Genomic DNA, 20,353 nt, shown 5'->3' on the forward strand with positions numbered 1-20,353 from the left:
GCACTTTCGCGGAACATTACAGCTCAAACAAAATCAAAACTACTATAGATTAGAATTGGGAATCGGGAATTGGAAATCGGGAATTGCTTCCCATGACAACTATCAACCATCAACTATCAACTGTCAACTGTCAACTATCAACTGTCAACTGACTAATGACCTATTTTCGCTCTGCTTTAATTTTGACATTAGGTTTTTGGCTGCTACCGATAGCAGTGCGATCGCAATCTGTCGTTCCAGCGAATGACGGCACTAATACTGTTGTCAATCAGGAGCAAAATCGCTTAAACATTAGCGGCGGACAACTGTCGGGAAACGGCGCCAATCTCTTTCACAGCTTCAGCCAATTTAATCTTAGCGAAGGTCAAATCGCAAATTTTCTCACTAATCCAAATATTCAAAATATTTTAGGGCGGATTTCCGGTAGCAATATTTCCGTCATTAACGGTCTGATTTCTGTAAGCGGCGGCAACTCAAATTTATTCCTGATGAATCCGGCGGGAATTGTCTTTGGTCAAAATGCAAGATTAAACGTGCCTGGTTCTTTTTTCGCCACAACTGCTACAGGTATCGGTTTCGGCGATCGCTGGTTCAATTCTGCTGGAATTAATGATTATAAAGCTTTACTGGGAAATCCCAATCAATTTAATTTTAATAACTCACAAGTCGGTGCAATTGTAAATGCAGGAAGTTTGGCAGTTGGCAAGGGTCAAAATTTAACTTTGCTGGGCGGTACAGTAATTAATAGTGGGCAATTATCGGCGCCGGCCGGTCAAATTACGGTGGCTGCTGTTCCGGGACAAAATGCAGTCCGCATCAGTCAAACGGGTAACTTATTGAGTTTAGAAATTACTCCATCTTTGCCGTCAGAAAAATCTGCGATCGCCCCTGCTGCTACTTTACCTCAGTTGCTGACGGGCCCAGGAGTAGCGTCAGCCACAGGTTTAACAACCAACGCACAAGGTCAATTGGTACTGACGGGCGGCCAAACAGTGCCGATAAATGCCGGAAGTGCGATCGTCTCGGGTACTGTAAATGTATTTGCCCCTGCTGGCCAGACTGGCGGCACGGTAAATATTTTAGGCGAAAAAGTCGGATTGTTCGGCGCAAATATTAATGCTTCCGGGACTAACGGCGGAGGTGTTGTGCGCGTCGGAGGCGGTTTCCAGGGGCTCGAACCAGTGTTAAATGCCCAGGTAACTTATGTTAGTCCTGATTCTACGATCGCCACAAACGCGATCGACCGCGGCAACGGTGGCACAGCCGTAATTTGGTCAGACAATACCACTGGCTTCTTCGGCAATATTACTGCTCACGGCGGCACTGCCGCAGGTAACGGTGGCAGAGTCGAAGTTTCTGGCAAAAATGCTCTAACTTTCCAAGGACAGGTCGATACCCGCGCGCCTAACGGGGCGATCGGCAATTTGTTGCTCGATCCGGCAAATATTACCATCGTCAGCGGTAACGGCATTCCCAGCGCGCGATCGACCGGCGGGGAACTCCAAGCCACAGGATCGCCCGCTGAAACATCGATCTCAGACGCGCAGTTGGAACAGATGGCTGCCGGCAGCAACGTAGTTTTAGACACTCCGGGCTACATCACCGTCCAAGACTTGCCCGACAACCAACTTTCACTGCAAGCGAGAACCGGAGACAGCGTAACATTTAGAGCGGGCGGAGTGTTTTTTGTCAACGATCCCAAGGATTTAATCGAAACTCAAGGCGGCAACATCAACATTTTTGCCAGCAGCATCTCTCTGGGGCGGCTGAATGCAAACGGTGGCAATATTGCTCTCACTGCTAGCGGCATTGACTTCAGGGGCGGCAACAATTCTGTCAGCAGTGCGGGGGGAACAATTAGCTTGCAACCCAACGACGGCAGACAAATTCGGATTGGCGGCAGCGGGGATAATTTAGGGATTTTGGACTTAACGGCAACGGATATCGCTGCTTTGGCAGGGGATTTTGGCTCGATCGCGATCGGGCGTCCCAACAGCAGCTCGATCGCGATCGTCACACCCATTACCTTCAACAGTTCGCTGACACTTCAAGGCAACTCTATCGCGATCGACAATCCCCTAAGAACGACTGGCAGCGCTAGTTTGACTCTCGATGCGTCCCAAACTGCGATCGGCGCAAACATTTCGACATCCGGCGCCGATCTCACTTTGACAGGCAACTTCTCCCTAAATGCTGATGTAGCTTTGAGCACTCAAGCTAGGGGCAACATTCTGTTCTCCGGCAGCCTAGACGGAACTCGCGCCCTTAGACTTGACGCTCAGAGAGTGCTGTTCGGCGGTACAGTCGGTCAAGCTGCGCCCCTAGCTAGTTTGACTGTCAACGGCCGGAGTACCGAGCTATCCGGTGCGATCGCGACTGCGGGCAACATCACTTTCAACAGTGCCGTCACAGTCGATCGCACCGCCACCCTCGCCGCCAGTACCGGCAATATCACTTTTGCCAATACCCTCGACAGCACCCCGGGCGGCGCAAATAATTTGACCCTGCGCGCTGGTGGCAACATTACTTTTGGGGGTTCCGTCGGTCAAACTCAGAGCTTGGGCCAGCTCTCGGCTGACGCTCCTAGCATCACGGCGACTTCGAGAATTACCGCGCGCAATTTGACCCTAAACGCCCGAGATCCCGCTACCCTCGGAGGGGACAACGGGGCGGGTTTACCAGCCGATATCAACGCAGGAAACCTACTCTTAGAGGGCAATTTAAGGACGGATGGCGGCAGCATCAACCTGCAAGCAACTCGCGAGGTGAGGACTGGCAATATTACCTCCAACGGCGGGAGCATTCGAGTTGAGGGAAATACTGTTACTGCCGGTACGATCGACTCCTCATCAGCAACGGGAACAGGCGGCGCGATCGCACTCAAAAGCAATACCGGCCCTTTAACTGCCGGCTCTTTGAACGCTTCGGGAGCGATCGGCGGCAATATTGACCTCACCTCCCAAGCCGGAATTTCCGCTCTCGATCTCACCTCCCGAGGCACTCAGAGAAACGGTGGCACCGTCTCCCTCAGCGCGACAGGTAACATTCTGTTGGGTTTTATCGATGCTAGAGGCGGCAAACAAGACGGCACAGGTGGCAACGTTGATGTGACAACCCTTGGTTTATTTCGATCGAACAATGTTTTCACCGACGATATATCTGGCAATCTTTCCAGCAGTATTTCTACCGCCGGAAGTGCCAGAGGCGGCGCGATCGCAATTCGGCACGGCGGCGGTAGCAATCGACCATTTGTAGTTGGCGGCGCGATCGACAATGGAACCAAGGGAAGCATTAATTCTGGCGAGGGAAACACCATTTTCCCCAATCTTGCTTTTGGGGAAACTTACACCCAAGGAAGTTTACCAAATCTGATTTCCCTAATCGCACCAACTCCCGCAGCAACTCCCGCACCAACTCCAACTCCCGCACCAACTCCAACTCCCGCACCAACTCCCGCATCAACTCCCGCACCAACTCCAACTCCAGTGTCCGTAAATCCTGAGCCTGGGCGATCGCTTCCGGCATCTTTGCAAGTAGAATTGCGATCGCCAAATCGAGACAAGCATTCTCCAATTAGCCCGGATATTTTCACTCCTTCTCGCAGATACGATCCGGCAGGCTCGGGAGTGTTAGCATTTGAGAGAACCTTCACTCGCGAGTACGAAAAACATCTAAAACTGCCCGCCAGAACGCCGATAACTAATATGTCGGTAATTTACGAAACTCTTCGCAAAAACGAACAAATTACCCGCGTAAAATCGGCAATCATTTATATGAATTGGGTCAGCGGAACCAACGGGGCAGCGAAAGAAAATAGTTCGGTGCTGGTGGCAAGTAGGAATTTATCTAATGTATTTCCTACAATCAAAAACCTCACATCCGAGTCTCCTAGCTCCTTAGAAAACAAGTTAGGAAAGAGCCTCCAACCAGCCGGCAAAGAAATTTCCGATGTTCCTAACGGGGAGCAGTTAGAATTAGTATTAGTCACAGCTAACGCTCAACCAATACGCATTTTAGTTCCCGCAATAACGCGTTGGCAGGTATTGCAACTGGCAGAATTCCTGCAAACCGAAATAACTAATCCCAGAAGAAGAAACAGCATCAGTTATTTGGATGCAGCCCAAAAACTTTATCGGTTGTTAATTGCGCCCATAGTCACAGAATTGGCAGCTTTAAAGATTGACAATTTAATTGTAATTCCGGCAGCAGGTTTGCGAAGCTTGCCCTTTGCTGCCCTTCACGATGGCAAACAATTTTTAGTAGAAAAATACAGCATTAGCGTCATCCCGAGTCTGAGTTTGACGGATACCCGCTACCAGAATATTGCTGACGATGAAGTTTTGGCGATGGGCGCGTCGGTATTTCAAGATAAAGCGCCATTACCGGCGGTACCGGTGGAGTTAGAGTCGATCGCGCCGCCGACGCGCGGAAAATCATTTTTGAATCAAGATTTTACCCTCAGAAACTTGCAAGCTCAGCGGACAAATCATCCGTTTGGTATCATTCATTTAGCAACTCACAGCGAATTCCAGCCCGGGCAACCGACTAATTCTTACATTCAATTGTGGGATACTAAGTTGCTCATCACTGAAATGCCGAAGTTGGGGTGGAATGAACCGCCAGTGAATCTCTTAGTTTTAAGCGCGTGCAGTACCGCTTTGGGCGACGAAGAGGCAGAGTTGGGGTTTGCCGGTTTGGCCGTAGCTAGCGGTGCGCGATCGGCTTTAGCGAGTTTGTGGGAAGTCAGCGACGAGGGAACTTTGGGGCTGATGACAGGGTTTTACCGGCAGTTGCGCGCCCCCAGACGCGAGGGGAATGTGACGATTAAAGCCGAGGCTTTGCGGCAAGCGCAATTGGAGATGCTGCGGGGGCGCGTGCGGATTCAAGACGGGCTGCTGCGAGTCGAAGGGCTTGCTTTACCTCTAATTTTGCCTCCGGAAATTGCCGCGCGGGGCGATCGAATCCTTTCCCATCCCTATTATTGGGCCGCCTTCACCATGATTGGCAATCCCTGGTAATTGGCGATTAGTGAGGTACGTAGTTGGGCTTTAGCCCTCTTAGGTACGTAGTTGGGCTTTAGCCCTCTTAGGTACGTAGTTGGGCTTTAGCCCTCTTAGGTACGTAGTTGGGTCTTAGGTACGTAGTTGGGCTTTAGCCCTCTTAGGTACGTAGTTGGGCTTTAGCCCTCTTAGGTACGTAGTTGGGCTTTAGCCCTCTTATAGTGATTATAAAGCAAGCGAAGTCGCATCAAAAACTCCATTTACAAGTCATACCTCATCTTTCTGAGAAATGCTATAGTCTCGCAGGCAGAAACCAGTTTTTTTACAAAAACACTGGTTTATCGCCTTTAACAAGGGTAAAAAACCCGGTTTCTTTAGTCGGATTACATAATCCCTCTCCCCCTCTCCCCCTCTCCTCTGACTTCTAATCACCCCCGATCGAACTCAAATTATTTCGCAAAGTTTGTTCCTGCCGCTTAACCGCCGCCAACAATTCTGCATTTTGCAAAATCACCCCCACTTGATTGTTAAAAATTTTCATATAGTTTTGATCGCTTTGGTCGAAACTTGCCCGAAAACGCTCCGGCACATTTTCCTTAGATAATTCAATCGATTTATCCTCGCCATCCGATTTAATTTTATTAATTAACTGCGTCACAGCAATCAACTCCCCGTCTGGATTCCAAACAGGCATACAAAGCAAACTGCAAGTCCGATATCCGGTTTTTTCGTCCGTCTTTTTAGAAGTTTCAGAACCCGGATAATCATAAAGATCGAACGGTATATTTAGAGGAACCCCCATCTGGGCCACTTGTCCCACATAACCTTGCCCGATCGCCACACGCAACTCCAATAAATTACCATCTGGCAAAATAATTTTTGTCCACAATTGATTAGCATCTCTATCAATTACCCAAAAACTGCTCCGATCGGCATTCATCAACTCTTTAGCAGATTCCATCACACGTTGCAGAATCGAATCAATTTCTAAGCTGCTTTGACTCACAGAACGAGTAGCCGCCATCAACGCAGCCGCAACTCTTTGTCCTCGGGCTGTTTTGTGAAAGGTACGGAAACTTTCTAAAATCATTTGAATCAAATTCGCATCTTCGGCAAACCGCTCTTCATCCAGTTTTGTAAACCCTTCCAAATCAATTTTTTCTGACAAAGACAAGCTGGAGCGATCGATTTTTTTGATTTTATTAATTAGCTGAATTACAGCTACTAAATTACCCTCGTCATTTAACAAAGGAAGTGTTAACATAGTATAAGTTCGATAGCCATTTTTGATATCTAATGCTTTTGCCGTTTCCGAACGCGGATCGTCATAAAAATCAAACGGAATATTAATACTTTGTTTCGTAGACGCCACATGACCGACAATTCCTTTATCTGCCGGAACGCGAATTTCTAGCGATCGATCGCCCTCAGCATCGGCTTCAGCAATAATCGACCAAAACTCATTTTTTTCTTCGTCTAACAGAAAAATGCTAGTGCGATCGGCATTCAAAGACTTACCCATTTTCAAAGTAATCGATCGCAAAGTAGCATCAAGAATATCATCAAAACCCTGACCATCCATCACCTGATTTAGCATTGCCAGAGTTTGGCTGACCACATTTTGCGGGTGGTCTTCCGCCTGCTGTTTCATCGCTGCAAATTGTCTCGCATTGTGCAGTGCCACCCCGACTTGAGTGTTAAAAATTTGCATATATTTTTGACTGTTAGCATCGAAGCTGTCTTGAAAGCATTCCGGTGCTTCCGGCCAAGTTTCCGGGTCATATTCTGGGAAATCTCCCGGTCTTCTTTTGTTAATTAATTGAGTGACAGCCACTAATTCACCGTCAGGACTGCAAACAGGCATACACAGCAAACTGCAAGTACGATATTTTGTTTTTTGGTCAGTTTGTTTCGCGGTTATTGATTCGGGATGTTCGTACAAATCGAAGGGAATATTTACAGGTTTGCCACTATCAGCAACTTGACCCGCAAAACCTTGTCCGACTTCGATCCGGAGTTCGCGAACCGAGCCATCTTCAAAGCGGATTTTTGTCCACAGTTGCCCTGTTTCGCGTTCTAACAGCCAAAGAGTGCTGCGATCGGCATTCATCAATCTTTTAGCAGCTTCCATCACTTTAGTGATAATTTCTTCCGAATCCAAGCTGCTTTGAGAAACCGATCGCGTTGCTTCCGTCAGAGCTTCCGAAGCTTGCAATCTTTGAGTTAACTTATAACAAGATTGACACCTTTCCAACAACCGCTGAATAGCTGGAACATACTCTCCAATCAAAGTGCGATCGACTTCTGTAAACCCTTCTATATCGACTTTCTCAGAAAAAGTTCCTGCCGGATCGTGCTGTTGTTTTAACTTGTTGACCAACTGCACAAAAGCAAATATATCTCCCTTTTCATTTAACATAGGTGAGGTTAAATTGCTGTAAAGTCTGTAACCAGTCTTTTTATCTTGCTCTTCCACGACATCGGAATACCAATTTTCCGATAAATCGCTGGGAATGCTGACAGCTTTTTTATAAATAGTCACTCTGCCTGCTGTTGGATTGTTTGCCATAATTTGAATCTTTGTCGAACTGCTGTTTGTAGTTCTGGCAATAATCGACCAAAGTTCATTTTTATCTTTATCTATAAAAAATATGGTAATGCGATCGACACTCATCAATTCCCCTAGTTTAATAGTAATCGAACCCAAAATTTCATAGAGTACATCCTCAAAATCTCTGCCTTCCATACTGTTGAGCATAGATAGGACTTTGTGTTCTTGATGGGCAACTAATTGTTTAAAGTTTGGTTGGAGAGCAGCCAAAGCTTTTTTCGTCCAATTTCGATTAAATACAGAGGCATAAATTTTATTATAAATGCTTAAAATCCCCCCTCTTTTCACAACCAAACCAGACAATCGCAGTTCCATTTGTTCGAGGCTTTCATCAGCCGGAATTTTGGCTTCGCTACACGAATCAGAAGCAATTAAAATTTGCTGGTAAATTTTAAGCAAAGTCTCAGTACGCTGTCCGCTTCTGAGAATGCGATCGCGAATTGTTTTCAAATGTGGCGGTTCGTCTTGAACTTCCCAATTATCAATAATTTGCGTCTGGACTAAATTCTCCACCCAATCTGCGATTAAAGATTTATCCTGAGGAATTTTTGCCGGGAAATTTTCGGCTTGTTGCCAAATATAGTTGCAAATCTTTTGAGTTAAAAACGGCTGTCCTCCCGTCCAAATCAGTACATTTTCTACAACAGACTCAGGATAGCTAACTTTCCCTGCTAAACCTTGTACCAAAGGTTGAGCTTCGTGCAGTTTAAAGCCATACAATTCGACAGCGCGACCGAGATTAAAAGGCGTACAGTATTTATCTTGAATCAAGTCCGAAGGAGTCGCAACCCCCAGCAAAGCAAAAGTCAGGCGATCGAATTCATGGCAAGCACGAATGAAGGCAAAAAAGTCATCTGCCCGAAAATTTAAACTCAAAATACTGTCTATTTCATCAACAAAAATTACAATCTTACCCTGAACATTTTCCAGTAAAACTTGTTCAATAAACTCGCTTAGGCGCTGTACGGGCGGCAAGAATTCTCGCTCCCGCACCCACGATCTCAAATTCAAATCTAGCTTAAAACTGGTAACTAAACGTCTAATAACCCCCGCATACCACTGATCGGGATTGATATCTTGAGAACCGATTTTAGTTAGATCGATCGCCGCACAAGCAATACCTTCTGCTTGCAATTTGTGCATAGTTCGCACGCGCAAGCTAGTTTTACCCATCTGGCGAGAATTCAGCACATAACAAAACTCGCCATTTGTTAAGCCTTGATAAAGTTCAGAATCCGCTTGTCGCACTACATAAGTGGAAACATCTAGAGGCAAATGTCCACCAACTTTATAAGTATAGGCTGAGCTTTTTTCTTGATACATAACCTGTTTTCAATGAGTAGAATACACAGCCGATCGCCATTTGAGAGCCTAATTACCCTTCAATTTGTCCAGATTGACTTAAAAGACGCTGCAATGCTTCAAAAGCACGGCGCGCCAAATTGAGTTCAACAGTAACTTTTTCTCGCTGAAAAATCACGCGATCGCGAATTTCCAGCGCCGCCACCAAAACTTCATAATCCTCCCCATTCATCAAACCGTGAGCGAGGAATGTTTGAGCCAAAATAGGCGGTTCTTGAATTTCAAAATTAATCGAGTGGTGTTCAGCTACCATCCGCATCACTGATTCAGTAATAGATCCGATCGAACAGGTAGCGAGTTCAAAATTACCTTTTTCGATCATTTCTGATGCTCTTACCATGTAAACCTGAATATCGTATAGATCGTGCTGGCGATAGTCATAGGAAGGTTGCATCATCTCTTCTTCGGAAGTCTTTTGACTTTTTGACTCAGGAGGACGCGGTTTTAATGCTGCAAGGACAGATTCTTGAGCCGTACAAATAATCAAGTCTATTTCTGGATTTTGAATAAATTTTTGCCAGTCATAATCCCTCGACTTTACTAACACTTGATAACCTTGCTGGCGATATTTATCGGCAATCTCTGCAATTTCTGTTACTTCTAATTTTTGTATCGTTGCTATCATTGATTTAGCTCCATCGGCTCAGTTGGTATGTCAATTTTAACATAGATAAATTCTAGGGCAGCAGTCAAAGCTTCAGCTATCAAAGGAGATATTGCAGTGAAATCTTCTAATTCCTTAAGTTTGCGCCGTTTTACTGTGAGGTCAGTCACTTGTCTGTCATCAACGTAAACTAAAATCTTCATCGCATCTACAATCGGCTTGATAATGTTATCTAAATCAGATATTTGAGTAATGCAATAGTGAGTGATGATGACTTGAACTGGTTCGCTAGTTGCTGGGATGCCTATTGGCATAGCTTCGGCGGCTATTTGACCGACTTGGGCTTTCCACTCTTGAAGTTTTACTCGGTTATTTGTTTGTAGAGAAACTGGCGAACCAGTGACGATAAATTCAAAGGGAATCAAGATTTTTCACTCCTCTTGGTGATAATATTTTAATCGATCGCCCGAAATAACTCCCCGTTCACCGCAATCCCCTTTCCTGCAAAAGCGCCTGTGCCCAACCAACATCATCGTCCTTCAGTCGCGGCACAGGCTGCTGAGCATAGTCGATCGACAAATCAAATCCCGCTCTGTCATACACACCGCTGAACAAAGCTTGCAAATCCACCTGAAATTCTGTATCTCCCGGCTGCAATGGCAAGAAAAATGGTGGAATTTCTTCTCGTACCGTAAAAGCATACAATTGAGCTTTTGGACGGCGATTTGCCCTGCTAATTAAAATGCGATAATCCGTGTTAGTCCCGCCAGTTACAGGCATTTGTCTCCCGGCCCTGAGTAAGTCAATTTCTACTAAATGAGAGGCACTTCTTAACACTTCTTGTCGCTTGTTTTCATAGGCCTCTCGACCTTTCCCAGTGCGTTTGTTTTTCGGCGAAAGAATTTCTATGACTGTGATTACCCGATTTGTACCTACCTCTCGGAGTTCTAAATAGCCTTCCCTAGCTTCTTCCAATATTGGTACCGTAACTGTCATCGGTTCAGAATGGGGCAGCGTTGCAGTCATAACAGATGGGCTGGCGGTGGACGGGCGATCGAATACTGTCACGTCAGGAATTGCCAACAAATCGCTATCTTCGGCCTCGCTCAAATAAATCCGCTTTTCAATTGCCGCCCGGTATTTCGGGCGCAGCGCAGGCCCGATCGCATCGGCGATCGCCGTAATTAAGCGGTGATGAACTTCCGGCCAAAATTCAGGATTTTCTAAGTAAGGGTCTACCCCTGGAAATGGAGACGGCATTTTATTACCTCCCGCAAGAGTTTTGTAAGTTAGATGAATCTTAAATACATTTTAGTCGATCGCCAAAATACTGACGGTACAACTCAAAGCGCACAGTTACCTCATTTCCCCGCAACTGCACCAGCCCCAAACTGTGCAACTTAAACGCCAGCACAGATTCTAACTCTACAGGTTCATTAGCTGCTACTACCCTACTAAAAGCCACTGCTAACTCCTGATGTTCTTGCAAATTCCACAAATGACGGCGCAAATGATCGCCGTAAATTCCTGCTTCAGTAGGAGCAAGTTCTAAAAGTTCATCTAAACTTTCCTCTAAATCTTTTTGTTCTTTGGCAGAACCTGAAAATCGGCGATTGAAAAGAGCAAATTCTTGAGCAATGTGATATAAAGCTACCCGCACCAAATACGGATGACCGCCCACAATATTCATCAATTTTTCCACCATATTTATTTGCCAATTCAGCCCGTGCCTTCTCGCTAAATCAGCCACTTGTTCGGCGCTAAACTCGGACAATTCTATTGGCAAACCCACATTGAAAGGCGATTGATTCACGTTCAGCGGAATGTAAACTTCTGTTGAATGCACCACTACCAAACGCAGTTTTGCCCACAGTTCGCTGTCGCTGTCGCCATATCCGGCTTCTTCATACCAGGCCCTTAGCAGCCCAAAAAAATCATCGGCAATTGTAGGATACTGAAAAACGCGATCGACCTCATCCAATCCCAACACCAGCGGTGCATTGTTTCCCGACAACAAACAATCTTCAAAATAAGCCGTACAATTATCTTTACTGCCGTAAGTATCAGTCCAATAATCGTCAATCTGGTGAGGCAACCGCAGCTTGCGCGTAATTTTGTTGCAGAACCACCTCAGCAGTGAATTGAGATTGGCAAATGACGCAGCATCTGCGTGTTGAAAACTCAGAGGAACAGTGCGATAGCCTTGTTCTTTTGCCTGATAAAGAATCCTCGCCATTAACGAAGTTTTGCCCATTTGTCTCGGTGCTTTTATCCTAATTAAAGTTCCCGGCTGCAAAAGTTCCTTGTAACACTGAGCTTCCCAGGGAACGCGATCGACATAAAAAGCCGAATCCAGCCTGACTTGTCCTTGGGGAATCTGCGGCTCTGCGGCGGGTGATGGAGGATTTGAAAGCGGCAGAGTCCGAGAAATGGTTACAGTCTGAGTCGCAGTTTTAAGGAAAGAATGCTCTGGCGCCAGCAGGTTTAAATTAACTATAAATCCTGCGGATATGTCATCTTCTGTATCTGTTTGCGATGTACCTGCTGGCTGTACTGTGCTTTCCCCAGCGACTGTTTCTAAAAGCATTTGGTTGATTTCTTGTAGCAGTAGTACCGTGTCAGCCGGCGATGTCCACTCGCGCTGCTGAGTATCGTTGATGTAGTTCCGCAAGTCATGGTTTAGCCGTATGCTGGGAGGATAATTGACTCGAATTGGCAACACGGCAGGCGCCGGATTTTGCCGTCTGTAGCGCAATTCTTTGATTTTCCGCAATTCTTCCATAACTATTTCACTAACTGCTGTTTCCCCGGACAGCAGCAATAAAAAATAGTCACACTGTTCTAATTGAAAGTCAATTTGAGAAAGCCAGTTTTTTGCTGATTCGCGATCGGGATAAACCGCCCCAATATTGGCAGCGAATACTTGGTGTCCCGTTGCATTTATGCCTTCGGCAAGCTCCAGTGCCAAACTCAGATCGGGTTCTTGGTTGCAATAGCTAATAAAAACTCGTTTTCCGTGATTTGTCCCATTTCTCGGTTCAGTCTGGGAAGGCTGTTTTAGATGTTCTGCCGATCGCATTTCCTGCCGCGCGATCGATCGAGCTATGGCTCCTCGCACGTTCTTTTTTGTAACTTTCTCTCCCAAGATACTTGACAGCTTCTGCCATAGCTTGTATCCTACATCTTTTTCGACATATTCCGGGTTTAATGGGTAAATCTGTTCATAGGTTTGTCCTTGCCAAGTCCCGATAAAAACCTGCCTTTCCAAATCGTTGAGGTGTTTGCCAGTTTTGAGGTGAACTGAGTTTTCTATAAATTCTAAAGCTTCTTTAATATTCATTTTTTTACTAAGGTATTTCGATTGTAGATTGGAGATTGTAGATTTGGGAATCACTGATGGCTATCAGGGTTGGGAGCTTGCCTGCTGTAGGTTCGTTTTAGGAAAAAAGTCCCACACTTCCTTGATAGCAAGAATTTTTATAAATTGTATAGCCTCGCGGGTCAACATTCAAGCCAGCAGCCGAGCTGAGGGCTTGCACGGCAAATTCCGAGTCGAGTTAGCTGCTCCTTCGCTTTCCTGAGGTTTTATGAGTTTTTATGAGGTATTGCGGTAGCTCCCCAATCAGCGGGAAATTGCTGAGGCGCAAAAACTGTCAAACTTATGAGCTTTTCTGGTTGCGATCGCCAATTGCGATCGGTGACAATAAAAACCAACAGCCAGTCGATCGATTTTAGATTTTAGATTTTAGATTTTAGATTGACTGCACAAATGACTTCTTGGAAAAAAAAATACTCCTCTGACAGACTAATTGCAAATATGCAATAGTTCGCAATCACCCGCCATCAAGGTAACTACAAATGTTGAACCCCACCACAGTCATCATCAGTTCCTTAACTGAAAGCTTAAAAGCCGGATACCGAAACACTTACGGGAACATTAAATCTGACAGCGCCAGACTTATCGAACAGGTTGTCAGCCTAGCTTTAGAAAACATTGCCAGCAGCGACGCTCTTTATCACAACGTCGAACATACAGTTCTTGTCACCTTAGTAGGGCAAGAAATATTGCGCGGTAAATACCTGAGCGAAGGAAACATCTCCCCAGAAAATTGGCTGGAGGCGATCGTTTCTTGGCTGTGTCACGATATCGGTTACGTCAAAGGAATCTGCCCTCAAGATCAACAAAGCCAAAGATTGTATGCGACAGGCACTGACAACAATACAATTTATCTAGAATCGGGTACAACTGATGCTAGCTTAACTCCCTATCATATAGACAGGGGTAAAATGTTCGTACAAGAACATTTTTTCGGTCACGATTTGATTGATTCGGAGGCTATTATGCGTAATATTGAATTGACTCGCTTCCCCGTACCGAACGACGAAGAACACTCTTGTACTGGCAATTATCCCGGCTTAGTGCGGGCAGCAGATTTGCTCGGTCAACTCAGCGACCCCCGCTACTTACAAAAAATACCGGCGCTGTTTTATGAATTTGAAGAAATAGGTAGTAATAAAAATCTAGGCTACTGCCATCCGGCAGATTTGCGATCGGGCTATCCCAAGTTTTTTTGGAATGTTGTATATCCCTACATTCAAGAAGGATTGCAGCATTTGAAAATGACTGCTGGGGGTCAAGAAATAATTGCCAATCTTTACGGAAATGTGTTAACAGTAGAGAAAGAAATTGCCTCTTGTGCTGCAACTTCGGCGGTAAAATCTACGCCAAAGTTACTGGCTGATGTTCGCGGGTTTCAATTTCTGAATTTCCAGCGGTTTCGGGGATTGCCTGACAGTTTTAGTCAGAGGAATAAAAAAAACATGAAAAGTTTGTTTGTAATTGGCAATGGGTAATTGGGCATGGGGCATGGGGCATGGGGCATGGGGCATGGGGCATTGGCCTTCCCAGGGCATTGGGGATTGGGCATTGGGCATTGGCCTTCCCAGCGCATTGGGCATTGCGGATTGGAATTGGTAATTAGTAATTGCTTCCAATGACTGTCAACTGCCAACTGCCAACTGTCAACTGTCAACTGTCAACTGTCAACTGTCAACTGTCAACTGTCAACTGTCAACTGTCAACTGTCAACTGTCAACTGTCAACTGTCAACTGTCCAAATTGCTTGATAACATACGTGCCAAAAATACATAGCCAAATTCAGAAGAGCTAATAACTTAGTGCCATCTTCTAACATAGCGTGTGTTCCTAGACTACGAGTGTCTATAATATCCTCAAACCGCGAGATAGCAAATAAGAGGAATGCGGCGATTAAGGGCAGGTAAGGAGTGGTTTTGATGTATCGCCAAAATTTAATTCCGTAAAGGAAAACGCCACTACCATAACACAAATAAATTAATTTCTTAGATATTCCCAACTGAGAAAGAATCAAAGTCATCCGAAACCTGTCATCCAAGAAAAAGACTCCCAGCAGTAAAGCGCTAAAAAAGAAGAATATTGCCGATCGACTGCGGGGGTCTTTTTGGCGCAGGAGTCCGAATGTAAATGCACAAATTGCGACTGGGATGCACCAGAGGACTTCGGAAATTCCGGTGAGGAGGCCTTCGTAAGGGAACCAGAAGTTAAAAGGATCGCTAAAGAGGCGTTCAACTCCGTCTCCCTGGTTGTTGAGTTTGGCATATAGGCTCAGCCCGCCTAAAATCAAGACAGTCAGAGTGTTGAAAATAACTAAAAATGGTACAGTAAAAAAGTGTTTCTTGAGCTTTTCTAAAAGATTTGAAAAGTTGGGAATTTTATCGAATAAAGGCAGATGCTTCATATGGTTTTTCCCAGGTATAGAGTTTGTGAGACTATTTTATATTTTTAATTTTAGATTGGCAATGATATCATGTCCGATCTATTGACCCCAATAAGTAAGGCTTGTAGTGCGGACTTCAGTCCGCTCAATATTGCGGACTGAAGTCCGCACTACAAACAGTTGTTCTCCTTTTTCATCGGCAGCCAAACGACGAATGTAGTGCCGCTATCGGTTGGATATAAATGAGCTGCACTAGATGGCAGCCATTCCGGATTTACTGGGGAAAATACTTGGATTTCTCCTTGCATTTGGCGGACTAAATCGCGGGCGATCGCCAAACCCAATCCTGTGCCGGGAATTTCTGTCTGGGCTTTTTCTCCCCGGTAGTGTCGCTCAAATAAATGCTCTAAATCCTGGGGGGGAATGCCGGAACCTGTGTCGCTGACTGCAACTGCTATGGCAGGTAAGGGGCGGTGGTTCGCTTCGTAGCTTACTTTAATATAAATTTGGCGGCCGGCGGGGGTATATTTCAAAGCATTGTCAATTAGGTTGCTCAAAACTTCGCGCAAAGCTCGATCGCTCGCCGAGACTGGTGGTAAATCCGCCGGAATGTCGGCTAGCAATGACAGATGCCTTTCCGATGCGATCGCCTCGGCGGAAATTAACAGCGGTTTTAAGACTTCTGTCACTACACAGGATTCGTCCAAATTGGCCACTGGTAACAGCGACAGAGGAGAATGCTGGATTAATTCGATATTAGAAGTTGCTGTTTCTGAAGTGCCTGATGGGAGTCTGAGATTTGCTTCGCCGGTATCTACTGTGCGATCGAACTGGCCGAGCAATTCAGAGAGCCGATCGCTCTCTCGGACAATACTATAAGCCACATTGCGATTTTTGTCTTCTGGTACCAGCCTGCGCGCTAACAGTTTGCCAAAAGTTCGCAACGCTGTCAGCGGACTCTTGAACTGGTGCAGCAAGTTGTGCATCGTGTCATAAACCTGAGCCTGGATTTGCCGAGAAGATCCCAATTCCTGATGCATCCACTGCGATCGCTGGTCTAAAATGCAGGCTAGGGCCAAGGTGCGAGCAATTTGTTGGATCTGAGCCTCCTCTCGATCGTTCCAAGCCCTGTCTTCCCTACCGCTGACCAGGAGTCCCAGGACAGCGTCCTCGTGTATCAGAGGCGTCACTATTTGCCTCCGTTGCTGCCACACATTCCCCGGGCCTTGGCACTGATTGGAACTGTTTTCAAAACCCGGCAGTGGCTCGGGTGCGATCGCACCCACGGTTGATGCTTCCACAGCCAAAGCCGGCGCAGCCAGCCGCCGTGGCATTGGTTTCACTGTCGAGCTTGAAGCCGGTTCGAGCCTCAACTCCTGATTTTCTGGTTCGACTGAGGTTTCTGGGTAAACTGCGATCGGCACTAACTTTGCCTCGCTGCCTTCTACCAGCTCTTGTGTCAGGTATACTGCGCTGAATGTCGCACCCAAACTGACTGCGATCGCCACCTGCGATCGACAAAGCTTGACAAATTCTGAACTGGCTGGCATTAACATGAGTGCCACATTAAGATATTTTACGGAATTTTAACTAAATTACAACTGCTCAGCCCCCGATTACAGATTGGAGACTCCTAAATTTCTAGTATGTGGGCTTTGATGGCAGGCTGCTCGGTTCCCAGGATTCAGCTTTCACAAACACAATTGCTTTAAAGCCCCGCCTGCATAGCTTCCCCAGAGTCCCAAGCTTGGCTGCTGCCGGAAGTTGCGGCCCACCTTACCACAACCGCTGCACTTTTGTCGATCGGCACGAATGTTAAGATTATGTCGATATATTAAAAACAGTTGAAGTTTAGAGCTAGAACAGATATACTGGCCTCGGATTTGGTAGCTATCATTACCTAAAAATTGGATAAAAAGCCACGCCCGATCGGGACAGCTTTGATGATTGAATCATGTATTGTTGATTCGCCAGATGTAAAAATCCGGTCTCAACTCTATAATCCAAAAAATCTGAGATAGGTTGGGGCATCAACCTAGGATGCTCGGCAATATCAGACAAACTGTGCTTGAGAAAAGCTGTTTGAATCCAGAATCCCCATGTCTTTATGGCTGGGGAGTATGTCAAAACCTGTCTGCTCATACTGTCTGCTCACACTGTCTGCTCACAGAGGAGGTAAAGAAATTGGCCAGGAGACGCAAGCGCAAAAGTCGCCGCCGACAAGAAGGACGCAGAATTTTAGAGTGTGTGCCTCAATATAGCATCGAGAGCGGCGAAGATAAACCCGTAACAGCGGCTCGCAAGTTCATCCATGCCGAAGGCATTGCTCCCCCAGCTTTACTGTTGGTCAAGCGTAACGAGCATACCACCGACAGATACTTTTGGGCTGAAAAAGGTTTGTTCGGAGCCCAATACGTAGAAGAGAACCATTTCTTGTTTCCCAGCTTAAAGGTGATGCTGGAAGCAACCGCAGAAAAAATTCCTGCGGTGTCCGCCAGTCGCGCATAGATCGAAATGTTTAGATCAAAACATTGACACCAATGTTTTTCTAGCTCTTTTAACAAAAGCGCGAGAGTTCTCATTGTCTGGAGAGTGCCAACTGAAATTTACGCGAAAAATCCTTGGGAAGTTAAGGTAGAAGGAGCCATCGCAACAGTATAGATCGTCAAGAAAGGGCGATCGGCACAATTGGCACTCTCAGGATAATGGTTTTTTTTGACTCTGCCCAAAAACGAATACAAGATCGGAATCGAGTCGCGAACCACTCCAAATTTTAGACGAAAATTAAAGCTCCCAGATTCATCTGTAGAATAAATCTCAAATCTAAAATCTCACAATCTAAAATCGTTTGACCGTGCCAGATACATTTAACCCAGCAAATCCAAGACTAAGCCCGAATTAGCTGTGTATGGCAAGACGCGTGAAAGCTGCAAGCTCTCCCGTCAAGGAGGTATCTCTCAAAGCTTTCAACAAGATATTGAAAGCGCCATTTAAATCTCTGTTCACACTTTGAACAGGTTTGTGATGTGTATTATTCGGTTATGTCTACTACAAAACTGCCATATTTAACAGCTTGATGCTTCAACATTTGCTGAAAACGATAATGACTCAAAGTGACCATCGCCCTAGCTGTTTTAATCGCTAGAGCGTTTTTTATTCCCGCCCTACACTACCAGCTTTTACCCAATTATTCAATAAGTTTCTAGAAAATCATTTACTTTGCATCAACAGTCGATCGAACTTTCGGGCCAACTAGAGAACTGCCAGCAGCAATCCTTTTGTCGGCTCGAAGTCGAAGCACGGCATCTAGCATATCAAAAAAACGTTCCGCGCCAAACTTTTAATCTTCCAGGGGTTTCAAATTTAAAGCTTTTTGCATAGTTGCTAGTTCGTCGCGGTGAGCTCTGACAGTAACAAAGCTTTTAGTTGGGCTTTCCGAGTCAGCAACTGATTCGAGTTTGAGAATGACTTGCTCGGAGCGTCCGGCTTTTTTCCAGTAAAATACTCCCGTCAACGGCGACAGCAGTACCAAACCTAGGAAAATTTGACCTTGCTGTGGTACTAGCATTCCCAAAACCAGTCCCAAGCAGAGAGCGCCGCCTGCACTCAACAGGGTTAAAAAGATAGCTAGAAACCAACTCGGCCGCACAAAACCCTCAAAGGTGACTTTATAGTTGGGGGCATCAACGGCTGCAACTCGGTAAGCCCTAGAAGCAAAATACTCTTGTAGCTGGGTTAACAGTAACTCTTGGGCGCTCTCGGAAGCAAGCTTGACTTGTTCGATGCGATCTTTGACTGAGGCCTTGATGAAGAAAAACAAGCCAACAGCCAACAGCAGCGTCATCACAAAGGTTGAAGAAAGAACAGTAGTATCCATCGGTAGAAGTTTGTGTAAGTGAAATTATCTACTATGACTTTACATAAGTTTACAGAAGAAAGCGATCGAGGACTTACGCAGACACTTTTTAACCCAAATTCTCGGCAAGCTTTCTAGCAATGCGTTTTTCTGCTATACAAATCCTAGACAAGTCTAGACATTTGCTTCTTACTTCATCGGGAGCATGGGAGCGGCTATCCCTCGGTAAGCTTTCACGTTTTAGCCAAGCGCGATAAATTAATTGCTGCGTTCAAATCCCTGTCCATCGAATGACCACAACTTCCGCAGTTGTAAGTTCTTTCTTTTAGGGGCATATCTTGAATATGTCCACAGTTTGAACAGGTCTTGCTCGAAGGAAACCAGCGGTCAGCAATGATTATTTCACAGCCAAACTTTTTAGCTTTATATTCCAGTTGATGCTTGAATTCATAGAATCCACAGTCAGCGATAACTTGAGCTAGTTTGTGATTGGCTAGCAGCCCCGAAACATTCAAATTTTCTACTACTATCGTTGCGTGGTTTTTGCCTAAGTAAGTAGTAATTTGATGGAGAGTATTTTTTCTGAGATTCGCTACCGCTAGGTGCGTTTTGTAATGCTTTGGGTTAGGGAAAACAACACCCGTTGAAAGGGTTGCCAACTCTTTAACTCCCAAGTCAACACCCACGACATCGTATTCCTTTACAGTTGGCTCATGCTCCTGTTCGTAGGCAAAAGCAATAAACCAACTGTCGGCAGTACGTGAAATAGTGATTGACTTGCAAGTAGTATGAGGCAATCCTTCGTAGGTTTTTACCCAACCGATTGTTGGTAGCTTTATGGACGTACCACCTACCGGGATTGGTTTACCACCTGCATCTATCGTGAAGGAATCATGATGGCCCTTTTTCTTGAATTTGGGATATCCAGCTTTTTTTGAGAAGAACCGAGTGAAAGCATCCCCTAGATTGTCAAAAGCATATTGAGTTATCTTCTGGCAAATTCCCGCTTCTTTAATCCATGTAAATTCAGGTTTTACATGATTGTTAAAGAATTTCTTGAGTAGATATTTGTTGGGCTTCAATCCATCTTTGTAAAGATTACTCCAAGTAGCCAATCCCCAGTTATAAGTAAACCTCGCTATTCCAGCGTGCTTGCTCATGACT

Annotated in this window: 13 protein-coding genes; 4 read left to right on the plus strand and 9 right to left on the minus strand. The window is 45.5% G+C overall.

Features of this window, described 5'->3' with window-relative positions; translation table 11 throughout:
• Positions 1-155 precede the first annotated feature (155 nt).
• Positions 156-5,018 (plus strand): CHAT domain-containing protein, encoded by a 4,863-nt coding sequence (locus JGK36_RS20595; RefSeq protein ID WP_293201081.1) that lies wholly within the window; start codon positions 156-158, stop codon positions 5,016-5,018.
• Between the two features lie 406 nt (positions 5,019-5,424).
• On the opposite strand, the gene JGK36_RS20600 is transcribed toward JGK36_RS20595, so the two are convergent.
• The 5 genes from JGK36_RS20600 to JGK36_RS20620 are packed head-to-tail and all read right to left on the minus strand — an operon-like array spanning position 5,425 to position 12,917.
• Positions 5,425-8,934, minus strand: coding sequence for a GAF domain-containing protein (locus JGK36_RS20600; protein WP_293175820.1), 3,510 nt, complete (start codon positions 8,932-8,934; stop codon positions 5,425-5,427).
• A gap of 52 nt (positions 8,935-8,986) precedes the next feature.
• Positions 8,987-9,598 (minus strand): hypothetical protein, encoded by a 612-nt coding sequence (locus JGK36_RS20605; protein WP_293197859.1) that lies wholly within the window; start codon positions 9,596-9,598, stop codon positions 8,987-8,989.
• On the minus strand, positions 9,595-10,002 hold the full coding sequence (locus JGK36_RS20610; protein ID WP_293197861.1) for a RusA family crossover junction endodeoxyribonuclease: 408 nt from the start codon (positions 10,000-10,002) through the stop codon (positions 9,595-9,597). Before JGK36_RS20610 ends, JGK36_RS20605 begins: the two co-directional genes overlap by 4 nt.
• Positions 10,003-10,060: 58 nt before the next feature.
• Entirely contained in the window at positions 10,061-10,837 is a 777-nt protein-coding gene (locus JGK36_RS20615; protein WP_293175826.1) for a DUF4058 family protein, read from the minus strand.
• 40 nt (positions 10,838-10,877) lie between these two features.
• Positions 10,878-12,917: an AAA-like domain-containing protein gene (locus JGK36_RS20620; protein WP_293197863.1), complete on the minus strand. Its 2,040-nt coding sequence runs from the start codon at positions 12,915-12,917 to the stop codon at positions 10,878-10,880.
• A gap of 518 nt (positions 12,918-13,435) precedes the next feature.
• Here JGK36_RS20620 and JGK36_RS20625 point away from each other — a divergent pair.
• Both JGK36_RS20625 and JGK36_RS20630 read left to right on the plus strand, forming a co-directional pair.
• The gene (locus JGK36_RS20625) at positions 13,436-14,431 is read left to right on the plus strand and encodes an Npun_R2479 family HD domain-containing metalloprotein (RefSeq protein ID WP_293175830.1); all 996 of its coding nucleotides are present in this window, start codon (positions 13,436-13,438) and stop codon (positions 14,429-14,431) included.
• Complete coding sequence (locus JGK36_RS20630) at positions 14,424-14,555, plus strand: hypothetical protein (protein ID WP_293175832.1); 132 nt, start codon at positions 14,424-14,426, stop codon at positions 14,553-14,555. Before JGK36_RS20625 ends, JGK36_RS20630 begins: the two co-directional genes overlap by 8 nt.
• 121 nt (positions 14,556-14,676) lie before the next feature.
• On the opposite strand, the gene JGK36_RS20635 is transcribed toward JGK36_RS20630, so the two are convergent.
• Together JGK36_RS20635 and JGK36_RS20640 are read right to left on the minus strand one after the other, a co-directional pair.
• Complete coding sequence (locus JGK36_RS20635; RefSeq protein WP_293201082.1) at positions 14,677-15,354, minus strand: hypothetical protein; 678 nt, start codon at positions 15,352-15,354, stop codon at positions 14,677-14,679.
• A 149-nt stretch (positions 15,355-15,503) separates the two neighbouring features.
• On the minus strand, positions 15,504-16,883 hold the full coding sequence (locus JGK36_RS20640; protein WP_293197867.1) for an ATP-binding protein: 1,380 nt from the start codon (positions 16,881-16,883) through the stop codon (positions 15,504-15,506).
• A 634-nt stretch (positions 16,884-17,517) separates the two neighbouring features.
• Here JGK36_RS20640 and JGK36_RS20645 point away from each other — a divergent pair.
• Positions 17,518-17,841 (plus strand): DUF3155 domain-containing protein, encoded by a 324-nt coding sequence (locus JGK36_RS20645; protein WP_293144355.1) that lies wholly within the window; start codon positions 17,518-17,520, stop codon positions 17,839-17,841.
• A gap of 832 nt (positions 17,842-18,673) precedes the next feature.
• Here JGK36_RS20645 and JGK36_RS20650 read toward each other — a convergent pair.
• Positions 18,674-19,210 (minus strand): cofactor assembly of complex C subunit B, encoded by a 537-nt coding sequence (locus tag JGK36_RS20650; protein ID WP_293175838.1) that lies wholly within the window; start codon positions 19,208-19,210, stop codon positions 18,674-18,676.
• A 212-nt stretch (positions 19,211-19,422) separates the two neighbouring features.
• A partial coding sequence (locus tag JGK36_RS20655) for an RNA-guided endonuclease TnpB family protein (protein WP_293201084.1) occupies positions 19,423-20,353 on the minus strand: 931 nt, incomplete at its 5' end.

The sequence above is a fragment of the Microcoleus sp. PH2017_35_SFW_U_B genome (genome assembly GCF_020737865.1).
GTDB lineage: Bacteria > Cyanobacteriota > Cyanobacteriia > Cyanobacteriales > Microcoleaceae > Microcoleus.